Consider the following 21,058-nt stretch of genomic DNA (forward strand, 5'->3'; position numbering starts at 1 on the left):
CGCTCGACTGTCACACCGTCCCCGTAGAATTCACGCGTGGCCGGAAGGATCAACGACGAGGACGTGAAGGCGGTTCGGGACGCGGTCCCGATCGACGCCGTGGTGTCCGAGTACCTCCAGCTGCGCAACGCGGGCGGCGGAAACCTGAAAGGTCTCTGCCCCTTCCACGACGAGAAGTCCCCGTCCTTCCAGGTCAGCCCGAGCAAGGGGCTGTTCCACTGCTTCGGCTGCCAGGAAGGCGGCGACACCATCACATTCGTGATGAAGGTCGACCACCTCACCTTCTCCGAGTCGGTCGAGCGCCTCGCCGCCCAGGCAGGCATCACGCTGCGCTACGAGGAGGGCGGGTACAACCCCGCCAACCAGCGCGGCGAGCGCATCCGCCTGGTCGAGGCCCACAAGGCCGCCGCGCAGTTCTACATCGAACAGCTCGACACCAGCTCCGAGGCCGACACCGGCCGCAAATTCCTCGCGGAGCGCGGTTTCGACCAGTCGGCCGCCGCCCATTTCGGAGTCGGCTACAGCCCTCAGGGCTGGGACCACCTCACCCGCTACCTCCGCGGCAAGGGCTTCACCGACAAGGAACTCCTCCTCTCCGGCCTCTCCCAGGAAGGCCGCCGCGGCCCCATCGACCGCTTCCGCGGCCGTTTGATGTGGCCGATCCGCGACATCGGCGGCGAGGTCGTCGGCTTCGGCGCGAGGAAGCTCTACGAGTCGGACAACGGCCCGAAGTACCTGAACACGCCCGACACGGCGATCTACCGCAAATCCCAGGTCCTGTACGGCATCGACCTCGCCAAGAAGGACATCGCCAAGGCCAGCAGGGCGGTCGTCGTCGAGGGCTACACCGACGTCATGGCCTGCCATCTGGCCGGCGTCACCACGGCGATCGCGACCTGCGGCACGGCGTTCGGCACCGACCACATCAAGATCCTCCGCCGGTTGCTGATGGACAACGGCTCCGCGCGCGTGATCTTCACCTTCGACGGCGACGCGGCCGGTCAGAAGGCCGCCCTGCGCGCCTTCGAGGACGACCAGAAGTTCGCCGCCGAGACGTACATCGCGATCGCCCCGGACGGCATGGACCCCTGCGAGCTGCGCCTCGCGAAGGGCGACGCGGCAGTCGCCGACCTGGCCGAACCCCGCACCCCGCTCTTCGAGTTCGCCCTGCGCCAGATCATCCTGCGGTACGACCTGGAGACCCCGGCCGGGCGCGCGGCCGCCCTCGACGAGGCGGCACCCATCGTCGCCCGCATCAAGAACAGCGGCGCCCAGCACGAGGTCGCCGTACAGCTCGCGGGCATGCTCGGCATCCTCGACACCCAGTTCGTGGTCAAGCGGGTGGCCCAGCTGGCCCGTTGGTCCCGCGACCGCGGCGGCAAGGGCCCCGCGCCGAGCCAGCAGCGCACCCAGCAGGCGTACGGCACCACCACCCAGGCACCCAACGGCGGCGGCCCCGCCCTGACCCTGCGCAACCCGGTCTTCGCCACCGAGCGCGAGCTCCTCAAACTCGCCCTCCAGCGCCCTGAGCTGGTCTCCCCGGCCTTCGACGCCTACGGGATCGACGAGTTCACCGCCCCGCCGTACGCCGCCGTACGTCAGGTGATCATGGAGGCGGGCGGCTCGGAGTTCGGCGTCCAGGACCCCCAGGAGTACCTGGTCAGGGTCCGCGAGGCCGCCCCCGACGACGCGGCCCGCGCCATGGTCACCGAGCTGGCAGTCGAGGCGATCATGCGCAAGACGGTCGACGAGACCTACGCGGGCGACCAGCTCGTCATGGTCCGCCGCCGCGCCGTGGACCGCCGCATCCGCGACGTCCAGGGCAGCCTGTCCCGCCTCAGCGCGCACGGCGACCCGGCCCAGCTGGCCGCCGTACAGAACGAGCTGTGGGTACTCCAGCAGTACGAGCAGGCACTGCGGGAGAGGGGCGCGGAGGCGCTCTGAGGGCGGGGGCGGCCGCCCGGCCCGCCGGGCTTTCACATCGTCTGCCGGGCGTTCACCGGGCCCTCGCGATTTCCCGTCCCGGCGCACTCGCTTCCCACGTGCGCCTTTCAACCTGTTTCGCGCCGCCTAAAACGCGCACTCGTGCATGAAAGTAACCGCGCGGTCACGGACCGGACGCAAAAAGTCACCGCACGCCCCTCGTGGCGGCGATGTGTCGTACTCCACACTGGGTTGCGGTGCCTGAGTCCTCGGAGCGCGGCCGACCCGCACGCGACGGGTCCCCGATCCCCGCGGTTCCGCTAAACGACTACGGGATGGACAGCGGCGAGGCCGTCGACCCCATCCCCGACGTAACGCTGCCGCCCCCCTCAGCAGCGACATTCCTGGAGGTCGCCCCCGTGCAGACCCAGACCCTCGCACAGACCGACAACACCACGGATACGGACGCTGACGCCGAGACCGACGTCGTCGCGGCGGTACCCCCGCAGAGCCGTGCCGCGCACCACCCCGAAGCGGAGCCGGAGAGCCCGCCCGAGCTGGACGAGCCGCCCGCGAGCGCCGTCGAGAACACCGAGGTGGAAGCCGAGTCCGAGGCTCCCGAGCCCGTCGAACCGCCCCGGAGCCGCGCCGCCGACACCGGCGGACCCTCCTCCGACCTGTTCCGCCAGTACCTGCGCGAGATCGGCCGGATCCCCCTGCTCACCGCGGCCGAGGAAGTCGAACTCGCCCGCCGTGTCGAGGCCGGTCTCTTCGCCGAGGAGAAGCTCCGCCTCGCCGTCGATCTGGACAGCCAGCTCGCCCTCGACCTGGACAAACTGGTCGTCATGGGCCGCATGGCCAAGCGCCGCCTCATCGAGGCGAACCTGCGGCTCGTCGTCTCCGTCGCCAAGCGGTACGTGGGCCGGGGACTGACCATGCTCGACCTGGTCCAGGAGGGAAACCTCGGCCTGATCAGGGCGGTTGAGAAGTTCGACTACGCCCGCGGCTACAAGTTCTCGACGTACGCGACCTGGTGGATCCGCCAGGCCATGTCCCGGGCCCTCGCCGACCAGGCCCGGACCATCCGAGTCCCCGTCCACGTCGTGGAGTTGATCAACCGGGTCGTGCGTGTGCAGCGGCGCATGCTTCAGGAGCGCGGTTACGAGCCGACTCCCGAAGAGGTCGCCGCGCACCTCGATCTGCCCAGCGAGCGGGTCAGCGAAGTGCTCCGGCTCGCCCAGGAACCGGTGTCCCTGCACGCCCCCGTGGGCGAGGAGGACGATGTCGCGCTCGGCGACCTCATCGAGGACGGCGACGCCACGTCTCCCGTCGAGTCCGCCGCGTTCCTGCTGCTCCGTGAGCATCTGGAGGCGGTGCTGTCCACGCTCGGGGAGCGGGAGCGGAAGGTCGTCCAGCTCCGGTACGGGCTGGCCGACGGGCGTCCCCGCACCCTGGAGGAGATCGGCCGCATCTTCGGCGTCACGCGCGAACGCATCCGCCAGATCGAGTCCAAGACCCTCAACAAGCTCAGGGACCACGCGTTCGCGGACCAGCTGCGGGGTTACTTGGACTGAGGTGGGGTTTGTTTCGCCCCCTCCGCCCCTGCCCATTCCCGTCCCTTGGGGGCTCCGCCCCCAAACCCCCGCTCCTCAAACGCCGGAGAGGCTGAATTTTCCCCGGCCGGAGCAGAAATCTTTCGTCCCGGCCAGGGGGAGATCTTTCAGCCCGTCCGGCGTTTGAGGACGAGCCCTTCGGGCGAGTGGGGGTCTGGGGGCGCAGCCCCCAGGTACGGGACGGGTAGGGGCGGAGGGGGCGAAAAACCTAGTCCACCTCAGCCACCGCCTGTGCGAACTGGGCCTTGTACAGGCGCGCGTACGCCCCGTCCGCGGCAAGCAGCTCGGCGTGCGCGCCCTGTTCCACGATCGACCCGTTCTCCATCACGAGGATCGCGTCCGCATCCCGGATCGTCGACAGGCGATGCGCGATCACGAACGACGTACGCCCGTGCGCAAGCTTCGCCATCGCCTTCTGGATCAGGACCTCCGTCCGGGTGTCGACCGAAGACGTCGCCTCGTCAAGGACCAGAATCACCGGATCCGACAGGAACGCCCGAGCGATGGTGATGAGCTGCTTCTCACCCGCGCTCACCCCCGTCCCCTCGTCGTCGATCACGGTGTCGTACCCGTCGGGCAGCGTCCGGATGAACCGGTCGGCGTGGGCGGCCCGCGAGGCTTCCTCGATCTCCCCCCGGGTGACGTCCCGCGAGGCCCCGTACGCGATGTTCTCCGCGATCGTCCCCCCGAACAGCCAGGTGTCCTGGAGCACCATCCCGATGCCGTCCCGGAGTTCGTCCCGGGACATGGCGGCGATGTCGACCCCGTCGAGAGTGATCCGCCCCCCGGTGACCTCGTAGAACCGCATGAGGAGGTTGACCAGCGTGGTCTTGCCGGCGCCCGTCGGGCCGACGATCGCGACCGTGTGCCCGGGCTCCACCTTCAGCGACAGATCCTCGATGAGCGGCTTGTCGGGGTCGTACCGGAAGGACACGTTCTCCAGCGCCACCCGCCCCCGCAGCTCGTCGGGACGGAGCGCCGGAACCGGATCGGCCTCCTGCTCGTCCGCGTCGAGCAGCTCGAAGATCCGCTCGGCGGATGCCACGCCCGACTGCACGAGGTTCGCCATGGAAGCGACCTGGGTCAGCGGCATGGAGAACTGCCGGGAGTACTGGATGAACGCCTGCACGTCACCGATCGACAGCGACCCGGACGCGACCCGCAGCCCGCCCACCACCGCCACCAGCACATAGTTCAGGTTCGAAACGAACATCATCAGCGGCTGCATGATCCCGCTGTTGAACTGCGCCTTGAACCCGGCCTCGTACAGCTGCTCGTTCTGCTCGGCGAACTGCGCCGCCGACTCGTCCTGCCGCCCGAACACCTTCACCAGGTTGTGCCCGGTGTACATCTCCTCGACGTGCGCGTTGAGCTTGCCGGTGGTCCGCCACTGCTGGACGAAGTGCGGCTGCGACCGCTTGCCGACCCGCGTGGCGATGAAGAAGGACAGCGGCACGGTGATCAGCGCCACCAGGGCGAGGAGCGGCGAGACCCAGAACATCATCGCGAGCACGCCCACGATGGTGAGGAGGGAGTTGACCAGCTGGCCCATCGACTGCTGGAGGGTCTGCTGGATGTTGTCGATGTCGTTCGTGGCGCGGCTGAGGACCTCACCGCGCTGCCGCTTGTCGAAGTAGGAAAGCGGCAGGCGGGACAGCTTGGCCTGCAGGTCCTCGCGCATCCGGTAGACGGTCATGTTGATCGCCCGGTTCGAGAGCCGGGTGGACACCGCCATCAGCACACCGGCCACCACGAACGCACAGAGCGCGAGCAGCAGTACGTTCCCGACGGCGCCGAAGTCGATGCCCTTGCCCGGAGTGAAGTCCGTGCCCGAGAGCATGTCGGCCGTGCCGCCGTCGCCGCGTGCCCGCATCGCCTCGAGGGCCTCGGCCTTCGTCTGGCCGGCGGGCATCTCCCGTCCGATGATCCCGGCGAAGACCAGGTCGGTCGCCCTGCCCAGGATCTTCGGGCCCAGCACGGACAGCGCCACGCTGACCACACCGAGGGAGAGCATCGCGTACATCGTGCCGCGCTCGGGCTTGAACTGGGAGAGGAGCCGTTTGCCCGACCCCTTGAAATCCATCGAGCGCTGATCGGGGCCGCCCCCGGCCATCATCCGCCCCATAGGCCCGGCCATCAGGCAGCCTCCGCTTCCGTCAGCTGGGAGAGGACGATCTCCCGGTATGTCTCGTTGCCCGCCATCAGTTCGTGGTGCCGCCCGGTGCCGACGACCCGGCCCTCGTCGAGGACCACGATCCGGTCGGCGTCCCGGATGGTCGACACCCGCTGGGCGACGATCACCACGGTCGCCTCGGCGGTCTCGGCGGCGAGCGCCGCGCGCAGCATGGCGTCGGTCTTGTAGTCGAGCGCCGAGAACGAGTCGTCGAAGAGGTAGATCTCCGGGCGCTGTACGAGGGTGCGGGCGATCGCGAGACGCTGCCGCTGACCACCGGACACATTCGTGCCGCCCTGTGCGATGGGGGAGTCGAGCCCGTTCTCCAGGCCCTCCACGAACCCCTTGGCCTGCGCCACCTCCAGCGCGTGCCACAGCTCCTCGTCGGTGGCGTCCGGGTTGCCGTACCGCAGGTTCGTCGCCACCGTGCCCGCGAAGAGATACGGCTTCTGCGGGACGAGTCCGACCGTCTTGGCCAGCAGTCTCGGCTCGATGGTCGCCACGTCCACGCCGTCGACGAGCACCTCGCCGTCCGTGGCGTCGAACAGCCGGGGGACGAGCCCGAGAAGCGTCGACTTGCCACTGCCCGTGGACCCGATCACGGCGGTCGTCTCACCCGGCCGCGCCACCAGGTCGACGGCCGTCAGCACCGGCTCCTCGGCACCCGGGTAACGGAACCCGCCGCCACGGATCTCCAGGTGGCCGTGGCGCCGCAGCTCCACGACGGGTGCGGTCGGCGGCACCACACTGCTGTCGGTGTCCAGGACCTCCTGGATGCGCTCGGCACAGACCTCCGCGCGCGGCACCATCATGAACATGAAGGTGGCCATCATCACGGACATCACGATCTGCATGAGGTAGGCGAGGAACGCGGTCAGATCACCGATCTGCATGCCCCCGCTGTCGATCCGGTGCGCGCCGAACCACACCACGGCGATCGAGGACAGGTTCACGACGGTCATGACCATCGGGAACATCAGTGCCAGGTACCGCCCGGTGCCCAGCGACACCTCGGTCAGATCGGCGTTCGCCTTCCGGAAGCGCTCCTTCTCGTAGTCGTCCCGTACGAAGGCGCGGATCACGCGGTTGCCGGTGATCTGCTCGCGCAGCACCCGGTTCACGGTGTCCAGGCGGACCTGCATGGAGCGGAACAGCGGCCGCAGCCGCCGGATGATCAGGGTCACACCGAGGCCGAGTACCGGCACCACGGCGACCAGCACCCCGGACAGCGGCACGTCAAGGCCGAGGGCCAGCACGATGCCGCCCACACACATGATCGGCGCCGACACCAGCAGGGTGAACGTCATCAGGGCGAGCATCTGCACCTGCTGGACGTCATTGGTGGTGCGGGTGATCAGCGAGGGCGCCCCGAAGTGGCCGACCTCGCGCGCGGAGAAGGACTGGACGCGGTCGAAGACGGCGCCCCGGATGTCCCGGCCGACGGCCGAAGCCGTACGGGCGCCGTAGTAGACGGCGCCGATGTTGCAGACGACCTGCGCCAGCGAGATCGCGATCATGACTGCGCCGAAGGACAGGATGTATCCCGTGTCGCCCTTCACGACGCCGTTGTCAATGATGTGCGCGTTGAGCGTGGGCAGGTAGAGCGTGGCGCAGGTCTGCAGGAGCTGCAGCAGCACCAGCAGGGCGATGGGTTTCTTGTACGGACGGAGGTACGTACGAAGTAGTCGTATGAGCACGCGGGGTCTCTCGGAGTCGACGACGGGCGAGCGGTGGGTGCACCACCCCCTATCGTCGGACACTCCCCCCGTGTTACCTCAACCGATTAACCCAAGTGCAGGCCAAGAACCGACCCGGCCTCAGACCTGGGACGTACGCCCCGGGCTCTGTTAACCCCGGAACGCCCCAGGATGCGCCTGCTCCCGTACGGCCACGTACTGCTGCCTTATGGCCTGGCCCATGGCCAGTTCCTCACCGGGGTCCAGCACCTGTGCGACCGGGCCCTGCCAGGCGGGCGGCGTCCGCGGATCGAGGGTGCCCTGCGAGACGCCGAGCGCCCAGGCCGCCTGCCGGGCCGCGCCGAACGCCGCGTAGTCCGCCGGCTGCGGCACCACGACCTGCACGCCGAACAGCGCGGGCGCCACGGCCTGTACGGCGGGCAGCTCGGCGGCCTGTCCAAGAAGGAAGATCCGCCGTACGTCGACGCCCCGGCCGCGCAGCACGTCGAGCGCGTCCGCGAGCCCGCACAGCATGCCCTCGAAGGCGGCCCGCGCCAGATGCTCGGGCCGCATCGACTCCCGTCGCAGCCCGGCCAGCATCCCCGCCGTGTGCGGCAGGTTCGGCGTCCGCTCGCCCTCCAGATACGGCAGCATCACCAGGCCGTGGGAGCCCGGCGTCGACTTCATCGCCAGGTCGGACAGGCTCTCCAGGTCGGGCAGGCCGAGGAGTTCGGCGGCGCCGCGCAGGGCTCGTACGGCATTGAGCGTGGTGACGACCGGCAGATGCATCCCGGTCGCGTCCGCGAGTGAGGTGATCATGCCGGAGGAGTCGAAGAGCGCCTCGGGGTGTACGGCCATCACGGAACCGGAGGCTCCGAGGGAGACGACCGCGTCCCCGAGCCCGATGCCGAGCCCGAACGCCGCCGCCATGGTCTCGCCGGTCCCGGCGGATATGAGGAGCCCCTCCGGGGTGGTCCCCGCCGCGTCGGAAGGGCCGAGCACCTCGGGCAGCCCGGCCTGGTGCCCGAGCGCCATGTCGACGATGTCCGGCCGGTAACCGCCGGTCGCCGCCGACCAGTACCCGGTCCCGGAGGCCCCGCCCCGGTCGGTGGTCCTGCGCACCGGCCGCCCGAGCAGCTGCCACACCAGCCAGTCGTGCGCCTGCATGAGGAACGCGGTCCGCCGCGCGGAATCCGGTTCGGTCTTGTTCAGCCAGCGCAGCTTGGTCACCGGCTGGGCGGCCTGCGGTACGCAGCCCACGGCCTGGGCCCACGCCTCGCGCCCGCCGAGCGCGTCGACGAGATCGGCGGCCGCGACCTGCGTCCGCTTGTCACTGCCGACGAGCGCAGGCCGCACCGTGTTCCCCTGCGCGTCCAGCGGGACAAGACCGTTCTGCTGCGCGGACACGCCGATGGCCTGCACACCTTCGAGCAGTCCGCCGCCCGCCGCCTCTCCCAGGGACAGCAGCCAGGCCTGAGGGTCGACGTCGGAAGGACGCCCGCCGCCCTCGGTGGACTCGACCGGATGCGGCGCGTACCCCTGCTTGAGTACGACACCCGTGTCCGAGTCGCAGACGACGATGCGAGTGAAATCGGGCGAACTGTCCAACCCGGCGACTATCCCCATGGCGCAAATTCTGCCGTACCGCGAGAGGCGACCGCGCCGGACCGGATCGTGCGGGCCCGATCGCTACGTGCTGGAGGCGCCCCTCGCTAGGTGTTGGAGGTGCCCCAGTCGTCTTCGCCGCGGCCGTTGGCGTTCCGCTCGCGCAGGGAGCGGACCCGGTCGGTCACCGAGGTGGGGACCCGGTCGCCCACCTTCTCGCTCACCGCGTGGTACGCCTTGCCCGCGAACTCGCGGCCCTGCTGGGCGGCGCTCTCGGCGGTGTTGCGCACCGCCGGGTTCTGCGAGATCTGGCGGGCGGACTTCTTCAGCTGCTCGTAACGCTCGCGCCCGGCGCGAGAGCCCAGCACGTAACCCAGAGCCAGTCCGGCGACGAATGTGAGCCGGTAGCGCATGACGGCCACCCTTCCCTTGCGTCGGCATCGGTGCGGGGGCGGAACCGATTGGCGGAGCACCCCCCTGCTTGCGCTAATGTATGTGTCGCAGCAAGCGCACGCCCCCTGGCGAATACCCAGGTAGGTGCGTTCGATGCAACGAAGCGATCCCCTGTAGCTCAATTGGCAGAGCAGCCGGCTGTTAACCGGCAGGTTACTGGTTCGAGTCCAGTCGGGGGAGCTCGATCTCCTGTAGCTCAATTGGCAGAGCAGCCGGCTGTTAACCGGCAGGTTACTGGTTCGAGTCCAGTCGGGAGAGCAACGGAAGAGGACCCCTCAGGGGTCCTTTTTCATGTCCTCCGGAACCGCGCACGGCACACCGAAGTCCTCATGGTCATGCGTTGCCGACCATCCGAAGCAGGAGATCGTATGAGCGGCTATGCTGCGGCAGACGGCGCGCACAAATGTGCGCGACGCGCCGTAGATGGGGCGGTAGCTCAGCCGGTTAGAGCAGCGGACTCATAATCCGTCGGCCGTGGGTTCGAGTCCCACCCGCCCCACCATGCGCGGTTTCTGGACCTGCGGAAACGTTCCTTGTGAGGTGTCGGAGCGTCAACTTCCGCCCAACGGACGGAAGCTGCTGCCCGTGAGTTCGGCGTCCGTGTCGTTTCCGGTCTGCCGCACCGCCGGCACGGGCTTGGGCGCCGTGGGTTCGGGCAGGGTGCGGAACAGCAGCCAGCTCAGCACGGGCATCAGGATCAGGGGTGCCAGAGCCGTGCGCAGGGAGGTCGCGTCGGCGACGCTGCCGATCAGGGGGCTGGCCAGGCCGCCGATGCTGACGGTCAGTCCGAGGGTGACGCCGCCGGCCGTGCCGACGCGCGTGGGCAGGTAGTCCTGGCCGAGGGTGACGTGCAGGGAGAAGGGGACGTACAGGCCGATGGAGGTCAGCGCCACGAACGCGTAGAACGCCGGGCCGGGGATGAACACGGTTCCCGCGACGGCGGCGATCGTGAGGAGGTAGGACCAGCGGGCGACGGTGACCCGGTCCCAGCGGTTGGCCAGGCTGCCGCCCGCCACCGAGCCCATCGCACCGCCGATGTAGAGCACGAACAGCGCCACGGTGCCCGCTGTCGTACCGCCTCCCACCCGCTGCTGGGCGTAGAGCGAGATGAACGTGCTCAGGCCGACGAAGACGATGGACCGGAAGACCACGGCCAGCGACAGCTTCACGAAGGACGCCTTGTCGTCGGCGCCGACCACGGCTGGGCCGCCTGAACTGCCGGGGGCTGTCTTCTTCTGGAGTGCGCGCAGGACGGGCAGGCACAGCACGCTGCCGGCGAGGGCCGGCAGCACGAGCAGTGGCGACAGGCGCAGGCCGCCGGAGGCGACGACGGCGGTGACCATGAGCGGCGCGGCGGCGAAGCCGAGATTGCCGCCGACGGAGAACCAGCCCATCGCGCTGTGGCTGCCCTCGCTGAGGAGCCGGGCGACGCGTGCGGACTCGGGGTGGTAGGCGGCGACTCCGACGCCTGACATCGCCACGAAGAGCAGTGTCAGCGGGTAGGAGCCGCTCAGGCCGCTGAGGGCGATACCGAGTCCGCCGAGGACGGTGCTCACCGGCAGGATCCAGGGCATCGCCCAGCGGTCGGTGAGCAGGCCGAACACCGGTTGGGCCACCGAGGACAGCACGGACGCGGCGAGCACGATGCCCGAGACCGCGGCGTAGCCGTAGGCGCGCTCGGCGACGAAGAACGGGACGAGAGAGGCGACCGTGCCCTGGTAGATGTCCACACAGGCATGGCCGACGGACAGCAGGGTGATCGATTTGGTCCTTGACACCTCACCATGCTCATCGCCGGGCAGCGTGTCGCGCTTCCGGTAAGCTGCCAACCAATGTCAGAAATCCGCCACGAGCCCGTAGCGCCGACCCGTACTCAGTGGCTGGCGCCCGGAGCCGCCATCGACGCCCACCGCCACGACGACCACCAGATCGTCTACGCGGGCCGGGGAGTGCTGGCCGTGACCACCAGCAGCGGCTCGTGGTTCGCGCCGGGCAATCGCGCCATCTGGGTGCCGGCCGGCACCGTGCACGCCCACCAGGCCCACGGTGAACTCGAACTGCACCTGGTCGGTCTGCCCGCGAGTGACAACCCGCTCGGTCTGGACGAGCCGACCGTGCTGACCGTCGGTGCGCTGCTGCGGGAACTGGTCCTCGCCTACACCCGCACCCCGCACGACGACAGCGCCGAACGCGGGCGGCTGCGGGCCGTGCTGCTCGACCAGTTGAGGGCATCACTCCAGCAGCCGCTGCACCTGCCCACGCCAACCGCCCCTCTGCTGAAGGCGGTCTGCGAGATCCTGCACACGCACCCGGCCGACGACCGCACCCTGGTGGCACTCGGCAGGGAAGTCGGCGCCAGCGACCGCACCCTCTCCCGCCTCTTCAAAGCCGATCTCGGCATGACGTTCCCGCAGTGGCGCACCCAACTGCGCCTCTACCACGCCCTGGTCCTGCTGGCCGAGAACACCCCGGTCACCGCCGTGGCCCACCTGTGCGGCTGGTCGTCCGCCAGCGCGTTCATCGACGTCTTCCGCCGGACCTTCGGGCACACCCCGGGCACACATCAGCCGCGCGAGAAGACAGGCTGATCGGCCCGTCGTCCCCGCCGCCACCTGCTTCACGCGTAGGCGTCCTCGACAGCGACTCGCCGCACTGTGCGCAGCGACGACCGGAGACTGTCCGGATCGGTCGAGCCCAGAGCGAGGCGGATCGCCTGCGGTGTGTGCGTCGTGGTGGAGAACGGTTCGGCCGTGGCCACCGAGATGTTCTGACGCGCGAGGGTGGCGGTCAGGCGATCGGCGCGTGCGTCGTCGGGCAGCGGCAGCCAGGTGAAGTAGGACGAGGGGTGGCTGATGAGGGGCAGGCCCGCCAGCTCCTGTCCGGCGATCGCCTGGCGGGCCTTCGCGTCGTCTCGTTTCCGCGCTTCCAGGTGGTCCACCGTGCCGTCGTCGAGCCAGCGGCAGGCGATGGCGGTGGTGAGGGCGGGGGTGTTCCAGGTGGTCGCCCGGATCGCGCGTTCGAGCGACGGCGCCGCGGCGGGCGGGGCGACGACGAAGCCGACCCGGAGGCCGGTGGCGACGCTCTTGGACAGTCCCGAGACGTAGACGGTGATGTCCGGCGCGGTCGCGGCCAGCGGCGGTGGAGGGTCCTCGACGAGGTAGGCGTAGGAGGCGTCCTCGATGATGAGCGGACCGTGCTGCCGGGCGATCTTGATCAGGCGGGTCCGGTCGGTTGCCGGCATCACCCAGCCCAGCGGGTTGTGCAGGGTGGGCATGGTGTAGATCGCCCGGACGGGGCGGGTGGCGCACAGCTTCTCGAGGGCGTCGAGATCCGGCCCGTTGGCGGTTGCGGGGATGGGCGCCAGGTCGAGATGGAAGGCGTGTGCGAGGACCTTGAAGCCCGGGTAGGTGAGTGCGTCGACCGCGACGACGTCACCGGCGTTGAGCGTGGCCATGACGGTGATGGCGAGGCCGTGCTGCGCTCCGTTGGTGATGAGGATCCGGTCCGCGTCCGTGGTGATTCCCCGGCGCCTCAGGTGCCGTGCGATCGAGGCTCTGTCCTGGAGGCGCCCTCGATGTGGCTGGTAGCGCAGCAGTGTGTCGAGGTCACCGGCGCCGGCCACCTCTCGCAGGGCCTGCCGCAGGAGATCGGCCTGTCCGGGCAGTGACGGATGGTTGAAGTTGAGGTCGACCGCGTCCGTGGCGACGACCTGCTGATCGATGCCGTGACCGGCGGGAACCGCGATGTCGCGCACGAACGTGCCGCGGCCCTGTTCCCGGCTCACCAGACCCATGATCTCCAGCTCGGCGTACACCCGGGTCGCGGTCACCACGGCGATGCCCTCACGGGCGGCGAGCCCACGGTGGGTCGGCAGCCGTGCGCCCGCGGCGAGCCGCCCGCTCCGGATGTCGGACGCGAGCGCGTCGACCAGCGTTTTGTACCGCGAGGCTGCCATGCGCCGGATTGTATCCATGACAATTCTTTGACTGTCCTGGTCGATGGTTCCTACCGTCAAGAACCACCGACCACCGACCACCGACCACCGACCACCGACCACCGACCCGGAAGGACAGCCGCCGTGCCGCACATCGCCATCCTCACCTTCGAGGGCTACAACGAGCTCGACTCCCTGATCGCGCTCGGTGTCCTCAACCGCATCAAGACCGACGACTGGCGCGTCACCATCGCCACCCCCAGCCCCAAGGTGACGTCGATGAACGGGGTGGTCATCGAGCAGATGTCCACCCTTGAGGAGGCGTGCGCCGCCGACGCCGTCATCGTCGGGAGCGGCATCGCCACCCGCGAGGTCGTAGAAGACCCGGCGATCATGAACGTCCTGCGCCGCCTGGACCCCTCGCGCCAGCTCATCGCCGCCCAGTGCTCCGGCGCACTCGTGCTGGCCAAGCTCGGCCTGCTGGGCTCCATCCCCGCCTGCACCGACCTGACCACCAAGCCCTGGGTCGTCGCCGCCGGCGTCGAGGTGCTCAACCAGCCCTTCTACGCCAAGGACAACATCGCCACCGCCGGCGGCTGCCTGGCCTCGCACTACCTCGCCGCCTGGATCATCGCCCGCTTTGAGGGCCACGACGCCGCCGAAAGCGCGCTGCACTACGTCGCCCCGGTCGGCGAGAAGGAGGAGTACATCGAGCGCGCCTGGCGCAACATCACGCCCTACCTGGGACCCTCCTGCGTCGCGCAGCCCGTCGGCGTCACCCGATAAGCGACCGTGCAGAAAACGTTCAACGAGTGAAGATTCCCGCGACAAGGTTGATGGCGGTAGCCAGAATGCTGGTGCCGAAGACGTACGACAGAAGGGTGTGCCGCAGGACCACCGAGCGGATCGTCGTGCTGGAGACGTCGGTGTCGGAGACCTGGTAGGTCATGCCCAGGTTGTAGCTGAAGTAGAAGAAGTCCCGGTACGCCGGCGGATGGCCGGAGTTGAAGTCGATTCCGCCCGCGGAAGCCAGGTAGTAGAGGTACGCGTACCGGGTGGCGTACATCAGGTGCAGTGCGGCCCAGGCCATGAACACACCGATGAGAGCCGTCGCCGCATGGGTGGTGTCGGAGTTGCCGAGCATGAACACCACGATGCCGACAAGGCCGCACAGGGCGGCCACGACCACGGCGATCTCTTCGGTGACGGGCCGCAGGTCCTCGCGTCGAGCGTTTCGGCGGGTCGTTTCGGCGTCCATCGGCCACAGCACGATCCAGCCGACCACCACGAAGCATGTCTCGGTGGCGGCGACACCCGCGAGAATGCCCAGCGGTAGATCGGTCGACGAACCGACGGCCACACCGACGGCTGCTCCGACGACGACCGCGTTGGCGAGCCGTGGGACTGCGGACAGGGACATCAGGGATCTCACGCGCACAAGCCATGACGGTAGCCGCTCGTCGCTGGTCAGGTGGGGGCAGAGGCCGGCGAGGGTCCCCGGCGACCGCCCGGGCCACGGCGGAGACAGCGGATCGGGGGCTCCTTCCTGCTGCCCAACGCCTGGTGCGTGGGCAGCGCCCGCGTCCTGGAGTCGGCCGGCTTCCCCGCGGTGGCGACCACGAGCGCGGGCATCGCGTTCTCCCTCGGACGTCCGGACCACGACTTCTTCGACGAGAAGGCACCGGACGGCCGTGTCGACCGCGAGACGATGATGCGTCGCGTGCGTGAGATCGCCGACGGGGTGACGGTGCCCGTCAGCGCGGACCTCGAAGACGGGTACGGCGAGGCGCCCGAGACGGTGGCCACCACCGTCTCCCTGACGCTCGCGGCGGGCGCCGCCGGCGGCAACATCGAAGACTTCACCGGCGACCGCACCGGGCCGCTGTACGACGAGGCGCTCGCGGTGGACCGCATCCGGGCCCGCCCGGGCCGCCGTCCTGGAACACGTCCCACAGACCCTTGCCGAGTGGCTGGGCGACCGAGGGAAATCCACTCCGGCGGGCGAGGACGTCCCTGGGTATGCGTGGGCGGAGGAGGCCCTGACGCGCGGAGCCGCCTTCATGAGCTCCCGCGGGCTCGTCCACTTCGACGCCCACTTCAACAACGTCCTGACCGACGGCCGGCTGATCTACTTCGCGGACTTCGGCCTCGCCCTGAGCTCCGGGTTCGAACTCGCGCCGGACGAGGCCGAGTTCCTCGCCGACCATCACGCCTATGACGGCTGCTACGTCGCGAACCATCTGCTTCGCCACCATCTGCCCGAAGGCCTGCGCGGCACGGCGGAGCACGAGGCGTTTCTGCACGACTGGATCGCGGGTGAAAGGCCCGAGGGGGTCCCGCCCGCGATCGCCGCGATCATCGACCGGCATGCCCGCGCCGCCGCCGTGCTGGACGGGTTCCACCACGGCCTGATCACGCTGAGCAAGCGGACACCGTATCCGGCCGCCGACATCGAACGGGCCAGACCGGGTGGTCGTTCCGCGGGGTAGGGAAGACCGACGTCAGTCCCGGCCGTCGCCCAGGATCCCGCCGGCCATCGTGGAAGCCTGGATGCGGCTTGTGACGCCGAGTTTTCGCAGGATCGCCGAGACGTGGACGCTTGCGGTCTTGGCGGAGATGAACAGTTCGCGGGCTATCTCGCCGTTGGTGAGGCCGCGGGACAGGAGGCGGAGGACTTCGGTTTCGCGGTCGGTCAGGCTGAATTCGGTGCCGGGCGTTGCACGGTCAGGGTCCGTGGGGGCCGGGCGGTCGAGGGTGATGCCCGCGCGGCCGGCGAAGTCGCCGATGTCGCGGGCCAGTAGTTCGGCGCCGATCTCCTGGGCGCTGCGGTGGGCCGCGTAGAGCAGGGGTGCGGCGGTGGCACGTGGGGCGCGGGACATGAGGAGCGCCTCGGCCTGGCGACGGCGGGCGTATGCGGCGAGGTAGGGGTCCAGCTCGCGGTCCCGGTCCGCGGAGAGCTGTTCCCACAGGCCGGGGTCCGGTCCGGCCGGGTCGAGGCGGGAGCACTCGGCGCGGGCCAGCAGCGCGTAGCCGAGGTGGTCGGGCGAGGGTTGGCCTTCGCGCGCCCGGACCTGCTCGACCAGTGAATCCGCGAGATCGGCGAACCGGCGGGCCTCCGCCGACGCCGCGGTCGGGTCGGGGCGGCGGCGGTTGCCGCGGTCCTCCTCGACCGTCTCGGCGACAGCGCGTACGGCGATGGAGCACAGCCGCGGGCCGAGCGACTCGTATCCGCTCGTATGACGCGAACCGAGTCCGCGTCCGGCCAGTGCCAGCGCGTCCGCCCATGCCCCGCGGGCGACGGCGAGTTCGGCTTGGTATCCCAGCACGCCGACACTCCACAGCATTTCCTCGGTGGTGAAGATGGCATCGAGTCCACCGAGCAACTCCCCGGCCGTGACCAGCCGCCCGCGCCTGATCTCCAGCCCGGCCAGCTGGATTTCGATCTGCTGGCAGAAGAAGCGCTCCACGACCTCACCCAGCGCCCGCTCCGCGAGGTCCGAGGCCTCGCGCAGCCGCCCGAGCCGGACCAGAGCACGTACCGCGCAGCCTTCGATGGCGGGCGCGAACGTACCGGTCAGGCCGAAGCCCCGGGTCAGCCGCGCGCCCTCGCGGGCCCGCTGCAGCGCCAACTGCGACTGTCCGACCGAGACCAGGTTCTCGCAGAGCGACCAGTAGGTCCGCCCGACCACCGACGGCTCATTGGTCTCCACGGCGAGCGCGACGGATTCGCCGAGCCGGTCCAGGCTTTCCTCCAAGCGTCCGAGCTTGAACAGGGACGACCCCTGGGAGCACAGTGCGAGCGACAGGACCGAGGTCGCACCGGTCTCCCGGGCGTCCGCGATGGCCTGCTCGGCGTAGCCGATCGCCTCCTCGTCGTAGGAGCGCAGCATCAGGCCCTGGGCCATCGCCTCCAGTACCCGGGCGCGTTCGGGCGAGGCGGGCGCGCCCGCCACCAGACGGGCCGCTTCCTCGTACGCGGTACGGGAGGTCTTCTGGTCGGCGGAGGTCAGCGCGTAGCAGCCCTGGCGCTCGAGGAGTACGGCCGCACGTGCCGGCTCGGTGGTCTTGTCGACCTCCAGCAGGGCCTCGGACACCAGGGCGACGGCTCGCGAGTTGTTGCCGGAGGCGGCGGCCGACCCGGCGGTGTCGAGGAGGAGTTGATGACGCGTCATGCCGGCCGGGACCTGTGCGCCCGGGGTCTCCGGCCACACCCGCAGCATCCGTTCGTACTGCACGTGGGCCGCCGCGGGGGAACTGGCCCCTTCCGCGAGGTCCGCCGCCAGGCGGGCGGCCGTCAGTGCCTGTGTGGGCTCGCCCGCGGCCTCCCAGTGCCTGGCCAGCTCCGCCGCGTTCGCCGGAGCGGCGTCCGCCGAAGAGGGCCCGCGGTCCTGGAGCGCCCGGGCGGCGCGGCCGTGCAGCCGGGCACGCTCGCCGGGCAGCACCGCGCGCAGGACCGCCTCCTGCGCCAACTGGTGACGGAAACGGTAGCCGTCGGACGTCGGTACCAGCAGGAAGTGGTCCACCGCCTCGCGCAGCGCCTCCTCCAGTACGTCGTCCGGTAGTCGGGCGACGGCGGCGAGCAGCAGGTGGTCGCTGGAGCGGCCGATCACGGAGGCCGCACGCAGCACCTGCCCCGCGGCCGGTCCCAGCCGGGCGAAACGGGCGTCCAGCGCATCGCTCACGGTTGCCGGAACGCGACCGGTGCCGCCGTCGGCGGCGAGCAGTTCCTCGGTGAAGAAGGGGTTCCCCTCCGCCCTGCCGAAGAGGTCGTCCACGAGGGAGGCGGAGGCGCGCTCCCTGAGGAGTTCGCACACCTGTTGCTCCACCTCGGCACGGGTCAGCGGCAGCAGCCGCAGCCTGTCGACCTGCCGGTCGCGGGTCAGTTCGGCGAGCAGCGCGCCGACCGGATGGCCGGGGACCAGTTCGTCGCCCCGCACGGTGACGACCAGCAGGACGGCGTCCTTGCGCAGTACGCGGGAGAGGAAGGCGAGCAGGTCGCGGGTGGACCCGTCGGCCCAGTGCAGGTCCTCGACGACCGCCATGGTGGTCTCGCCCTGTCCGGCGAGCAGATCCGCGACCTTGCGGAAGAAGCGCCCGCGGTCCCGGATCCGGGCGGACGCCGGCGAGGCGTCGAGGCCGCGCAGGATGTCCAGGATCGGCGCGTACGGCACGTCGTCCACCAGCGGCGGGCAGTACCCCACCGGGACCCGTACGCCACGCTCCGCGGCGGCCCGGGCGAAGCTGTCCACCAGCCGGGTCTTGCCGATGCCTGCGTCGCCCTCGACGACCACCAGCCGTCCCTCGCCGCCGCCGGCACGGTGCAGCGCGGCGTCCAGAACGGCCAGTTCCAGCGACCGTCCCACCATCACCGGCGAGGAGTACAAGGGGTTCGGCATCGGGGCCGAAGCTAGGACTCGGGGCCCCGCCCGTCAATGGACATATGAGGTAGGGGGACGGGCGGAAGCAAGGATTCTCCCGATGTGTTGCCGGCGGCAGGCCGTGAGGCTGTGGGGGTCCGACGGCGGCGTCCACGGGGGGCGCCGCCGCGGACACACCCACAGGGGGAATCGGAAATGCGCAACACATGCAAGATGGTGCTGGCCACCGCGATCGCGGCGGGGGCGGTCGCCGCCTCCCAGGTGATGCCGGCCACGGCGTTGCCCGCCGCGCCCGCCGCGCCCGGCGGCGCCGCGGTCTCCAACGGGACACTCAGGTACGACGCGCGCGTCAACCAGGTCAACCAGGTCACCGTCAGCCGTACCGGGGTGGCGACCTATGTGGTCGACGACCGCGTCCGGATCACGCCGGGGGCCGGATGCCAGCGTGTCGGCGCGGATGTGACGAGGGTGCGGTGCGTGGGGGTCCAGCGGATCGTGGTCAACACCCTGAACCTGAGTGACTCCGTCGGTGTCAGCGCGAACGTCTTCATCCCGACAACTCTCAACGGGGGCACCGGAAACGACACCCTGGTCGGCGGTTCGGGCCGTGACCTCATTCGTGGAGGCGCGGGGAACGACGGACTCTCGGGGCGCGACGGCATCGACGTGCTCAACGGCGGCTCCGGCAACGACCGGCTGTCCGGAGGAGCGGGCAGGGACACGCTGAGCGACGGCGCCGGCAACGACACGTTGAACGGCGACGCGGGCAACGACCAGCTCAATGGCGGCGCCGGCAACGACACCCTCAACGGGGGCGCGGGCGACGACACGGCGAGCGGCGGCGACGGCAACGACACCATCAACGGGGACGCGGGCAACGACACGCTGCGCGGCGGCCCTGGCAATGACACGCTGCGCGGCGGCCTCGGCAACGATCGGTTGTTCGGGGACGCAGGGCGGGACTCGCTGAACGGCGGTCCGGGCTTCGACCGGCTGAACGGCGGTACGGGGGTCGACACCTGCAGCGGTGAGGTCCGTGTCAGCTGCAATCCGTAGCCGATAGGGGGGTGGAGGGGCCACCGGCGGCCCTTCCACCCCCTGCTGGTCGGGTGGCAGTTCCGTCAGCGCGTCGCGCAGAGCCGTCAGTTTTTCGAGCCCGATGCCCTCGGCGTGCCCGGCGGACCCGTCCAGTCCGGTTTCCACGGAAGCCGGGTGCCCGAAGGCGATCCTCCCGATGGTGGACGCCGAGGACCCGTCCCGGCGTATCTTCCAGACTGCACACGGTTCGTGATTCGTCCGCACGGAGGCGTTCAGTTCATGGTGTCCCTCAACCCGCCCACGGATGAGGAACTCACGCGCAGGGCCCAGGCCGGCGAGACCGCGGCCCTGGGCCTCCTGCTGGCTCGCCATCAGGCGCCGATGCGCGCGGTGGCGCTGAGCCTGCTCGGCTACGGCCCCGACGCGGAGGACGCGGTGCAGGACGCGGCGCTGACCGCGCTGCGGCGGATCGGGGACGTACGGGATCCGTCGGCGGTGGGAGCGTGGCTGCGGGCGATCGTCCGCAACGCCTCCCGCACGCGACTGCGCGAAACCCGGGAGACGCCGGGCCTCGACGGCCTCGACCACCTGCGGCTTCGCGAGCAGGCGCCCTCGCAACCGGAGCGGCTCATCGAGGAACACGCGATGCGGGACTGGATCTGGGACGCGGTGGACGAACTGCCGCCGCAGCTCCGACTGGTGCTGATGCTGCGGCACTTCAGCGGCGTCACCTCCTACCGGGAGATAGCCGCCGTCTGCGAGGTTCCGGTGGGCACGGTGCGAAGCCGGCTCAACCAGGCCAGGGGGAAAATGGCCCAGGTGCTGCTGTCGACCGCCGCACGGACGCACGACGACGCGTCCGCGCTCGCCAAGGAGAGCAGACACGAGGCCGTGGAGACCCTGCAGGCGTCCGAGCGCGGCGCCCTGCCCCGGGAGATCTCCGAGTTGTGGCCGGCGGAGACCGAACTGGTCGGCCCGCTCAGCCGGCCGGGGGAACGCACCCATCCCGTCCCGGTCATGCGGCACATGCTGGAATCCGGGGTGCGCCAGTACCTGCGACATGTGGTGGCCAGCCGCGACATCACCATCTGGGAAATGGACGTCACCAACCCCGTCGGCGCCACCAACCCCTGCCCGCCGACCATCGCCTGGCTGATGTTCCGCGAGAAGGGGAGAGTCCAGCGACTCCGGCTGATCTTTCCCGAGCCGTCGCGGTGAGCCCTGAACGGTTCCACGGGCGGGCGTTCCCGGCCGCTGCGGCAGCG

At 70.1% G+C, this 21,058-nt stretch carries 14 protein-coding genes, 3 tRNA genes and 2 pseudogenes; 11 read left to right on the forward strand and 8 right to left on the reverse strand.

The annotated features are described in order from the left end of the window. Positions 1-36: 36 nt before the first annotated feature. Both dnaG and OG266_RS30345 read left to right on the forward strand, forming a co-directional pair. Entirely contained in the window at positions 37-1,944 is a 1,908-nt protein-coding gene (gene dnaG / locus OG266_RS30340) for a DNA primase (protein ID WP_326723274.1), read from the forward strand. 236 nt (positions 1,945-2,180) lie between these two features. Beyond that, complete coding sequence (locus OG266_RS30345; RefSeq protein WP_371549458.1) at positions 2,181-3,497, forward strand: RNA polymerase sigma factor; 1,317 nt, start codon at positions 2,181-2,183, stop codon at positions 3,495-3,497. A gap of 247 nt (positions 3,498-3,744) precedes the next feature. Here the strand turns inward: OG266_RS30345 and OG266_RS30350 are convergent, their stop codons facing one another. From OG266_RS30350 to OG266_RS30365, 4 genes are all read right to left on the reverse strand, one after another. Further along, positions 3,745-5,673 carry an ABC transporter ATP-binding protein gene (locus OG266_RS30350; protein WP_371549460.1) on the reverse strand — a complete coding sequence of 643 codons (1,929 nt, stop codon included), beginning with the start codon at positions 5,671-5,673 and terminating at the stop codon, positions 3,745-3,747. Next, entirely contained in the window at positions 5,673-7,406 is a 1,734-nt protein-coding gene (locus OG266_RS30355; protein WP_266464318.1) for an ABC transporter ATP-binding protein, read from the reverse strand. The genes OG266_RS30350 and OG266_RS30355 overlap by 1 nt, the downstream gene beginning before the upstream one ends. A gap of 150 nt (positions 7,407-7,556) precedes the next feature. Beyond that, positions 7,557-9,011: an FGGY family carbohydrate kinase gene (locus tag OG266_RS30360; protein WP_371549461.1), complete on the reverse strand. Its 1,455-nt coding sequence runs from the start codon at positions 9,009-9,011 to the stop codon at positions 7,557-7,559. An 86-nt stretch (positions 9,012-9,097) separates the two neighbouring features. Next, positions 9,098-9,403, reverse strand: a complete 306-nt coding sequence (locus tag OG266_RS30365; RefSeq protein ID WP_266462868.1) for a YtxH domain-containing protein — start codon at positions 9,401-9,403, stop codon at positions 9,098-9,100. Positions 9,404-9,550: 147 nt separating this feature from the next. Between OG266_RS30365 and OG266_RS30370 the strand changes: the two genes are divergently transcribed. The 3 genes from OG266_RS30370 to OG266_RS30380 all read left to right on the forward strand — a co-directional run bounded on the left by OG266_RS30370 (position 9,551) and on the right by OG266_RS30380 (position 9,945). Beyond that, positions 9,551-9,623, forward strand: a tRNA-Asn gene (locus OG266_RS30370). A gap of 5 nt (positions 9,624-9,628) precedes the next feature. After that, positions 9,629-9,701: transfer RNA gene (locus OG266_RS30375), tRNA-Asn, on the forward strand. A 167-nt stretch (positions 9,702-9,868) separates the two neighbouring features. Then, positions 9,869-9,945 (forward strand) — tRNA-Ile (locus OG266_RS30380). 49 nt (positions 9,946-9,994) lie between these two features. Here OG266_RS30380 and OG266_RS30385 read toward each other — a convergent pair. Then, on the reverse strand, positions 9,995-11,221 hold the full coding sequence (locus OG266_RS30385; protein WP_371549463.1) for an MFS transporter: 1,227 nt from the start codon (positions 11,219-11,221) through the stop codon (positions 9,995-9,997). Positions 11,222-11,275: 54 nt separating this feature from the next. Between OG266_RS30385 and OG266_RS30390 the strand changes: the two genes are divergently transcribed. Beyond that, positions 11,276-12,031, forward strand: coding sequence for a helix-turn-helix transcriptional regulator (locus tag OG266_RS30390; RefSeq protein WP_371549465.1), 756 nt, complete (start codon positions 11,276-11,278; stop codon positions 12,029-12,031). Between the two features lie 29 nt (positions 12,032-12,060). Here the strand turns inward: OG266_RS30390 and OG266_RS30395 are convergent, their stop codons facing one another. Next, on the reverse strand, positions 12,061-13,398 hold the full coding sequence (locus tag OG266_RS30395) for a PLP-dependent aminotransferase family protein (RefSeq protein ID WP_371549467.1): 1,338 nt from the start codon (positions 13,396-13,398) through the stop codon (positions 12,061-12,063). 123 nt (positions 13,399-13,521) lie between these two features. On the opposite strand from OG266_RS30395, the gene OG266_RS30400 reads away from it, so the two are divergent. Then, a complete protein-coding gene (locus tag OG266_RS30400; RefSeq protein ID WP_266462910.1) occupies positions 13,522-14,163 on the forward strand; it encodes a DJ-1/PfpI family protein in 642 nt (213 codons plus the stop codon). Positions 14,164-14,182: 19 nt separating this feature from the next. On the opposite strand, the gene OG266_RS30405 is transcribed toward OG266_RS30400, so the two are convergent. Further along, positions 14,183-14,797: a DUF1345 domain-containing protein gene (locus OG266_RS30405; protein ID WP_371549469.1), complete on the reverse strand. Its 615-nt coding sequence runs from the start codon at positions 14,795-14,797 to the stop codon at positions 14,183-14,185. 147 nt (positions 14,798-14,944) lie between these two features. Here OG266_RS30405 and OG266_RS30410 point away from each other — a divergent pair. Beyond that, positions 14,945-15,238: pseudogene (locus tag OG266_RS30410) on the forward strand (isocitrate lyase/phosphoenolpyruvate mutase family protein); the annotation flags it as partial. A gap of 34 nt (positions 15,239-15,272) precedes the next feature. Further along, positions 15,273-15,866 (forward strand): annotated as a pseudogene (locus OG266_RS30415) (protein kinase family protein); the annotation flags it as partial. 12 nt (positions 15,867-15,878) lie between these two features. Here the strand turns inward: OG266_RS30415 and OG266_RS30420 are convergent. Continuing rightward, positions 15,879-18,773: an AAA family ATPase gene (locus OG266_RS30420; RefSeq protein WP_371549471.1), complete on the reverse strand. Its 2,895-nt coding sequence runs from the start codon at positions 18,771-18,773 to the stop codon at positions 15,879-15,881. Positions 18,774-18,950: 177 nt separating this feature from the next. On the opposite strand from OG266_RS30420, the gene OG266_RS30425 reads away from it, so the two are divergent. Continuing rightward, positions 18,951-19,811 carry a calcium-binding protein gene (locus OG266_RS30425; RefSeq protein ID WP_371549473.1) on the forward strand — a complete coding sequence of 287 codons (861 nt, stop codon included), beginning with the start codon at positions 18,951-18,953 and terminating at the stop codon, positions 19,809-19,811. Positions 19,812-20,072: 261 nt separating this feature from the next. Continuing rightward, positions 20,073-21,011: an RNA polymerase sigma factor gene (locus OG266_RS30430; RefSeq protein WP_371549474.1), complete on the forward strand. Its 939-nt coding sequence runs from the start codon at positions 20,073-20,075 to the stop codon at positions 21,009-21,011. Positions 21,012-21,058: the final 47 nt, after the last annotated feature.

The sequence above is a fragment of the Streptomyces sp. NBC_00554 genome, assembly GCF_041431135.1.
In the GTDB taxonomy this organism is placed as follows: domain Bacteria; phylum Actinomycetota; class Actinomycetes; order Streptomycetales; family Streptomycetaceae; genus Streptomyces.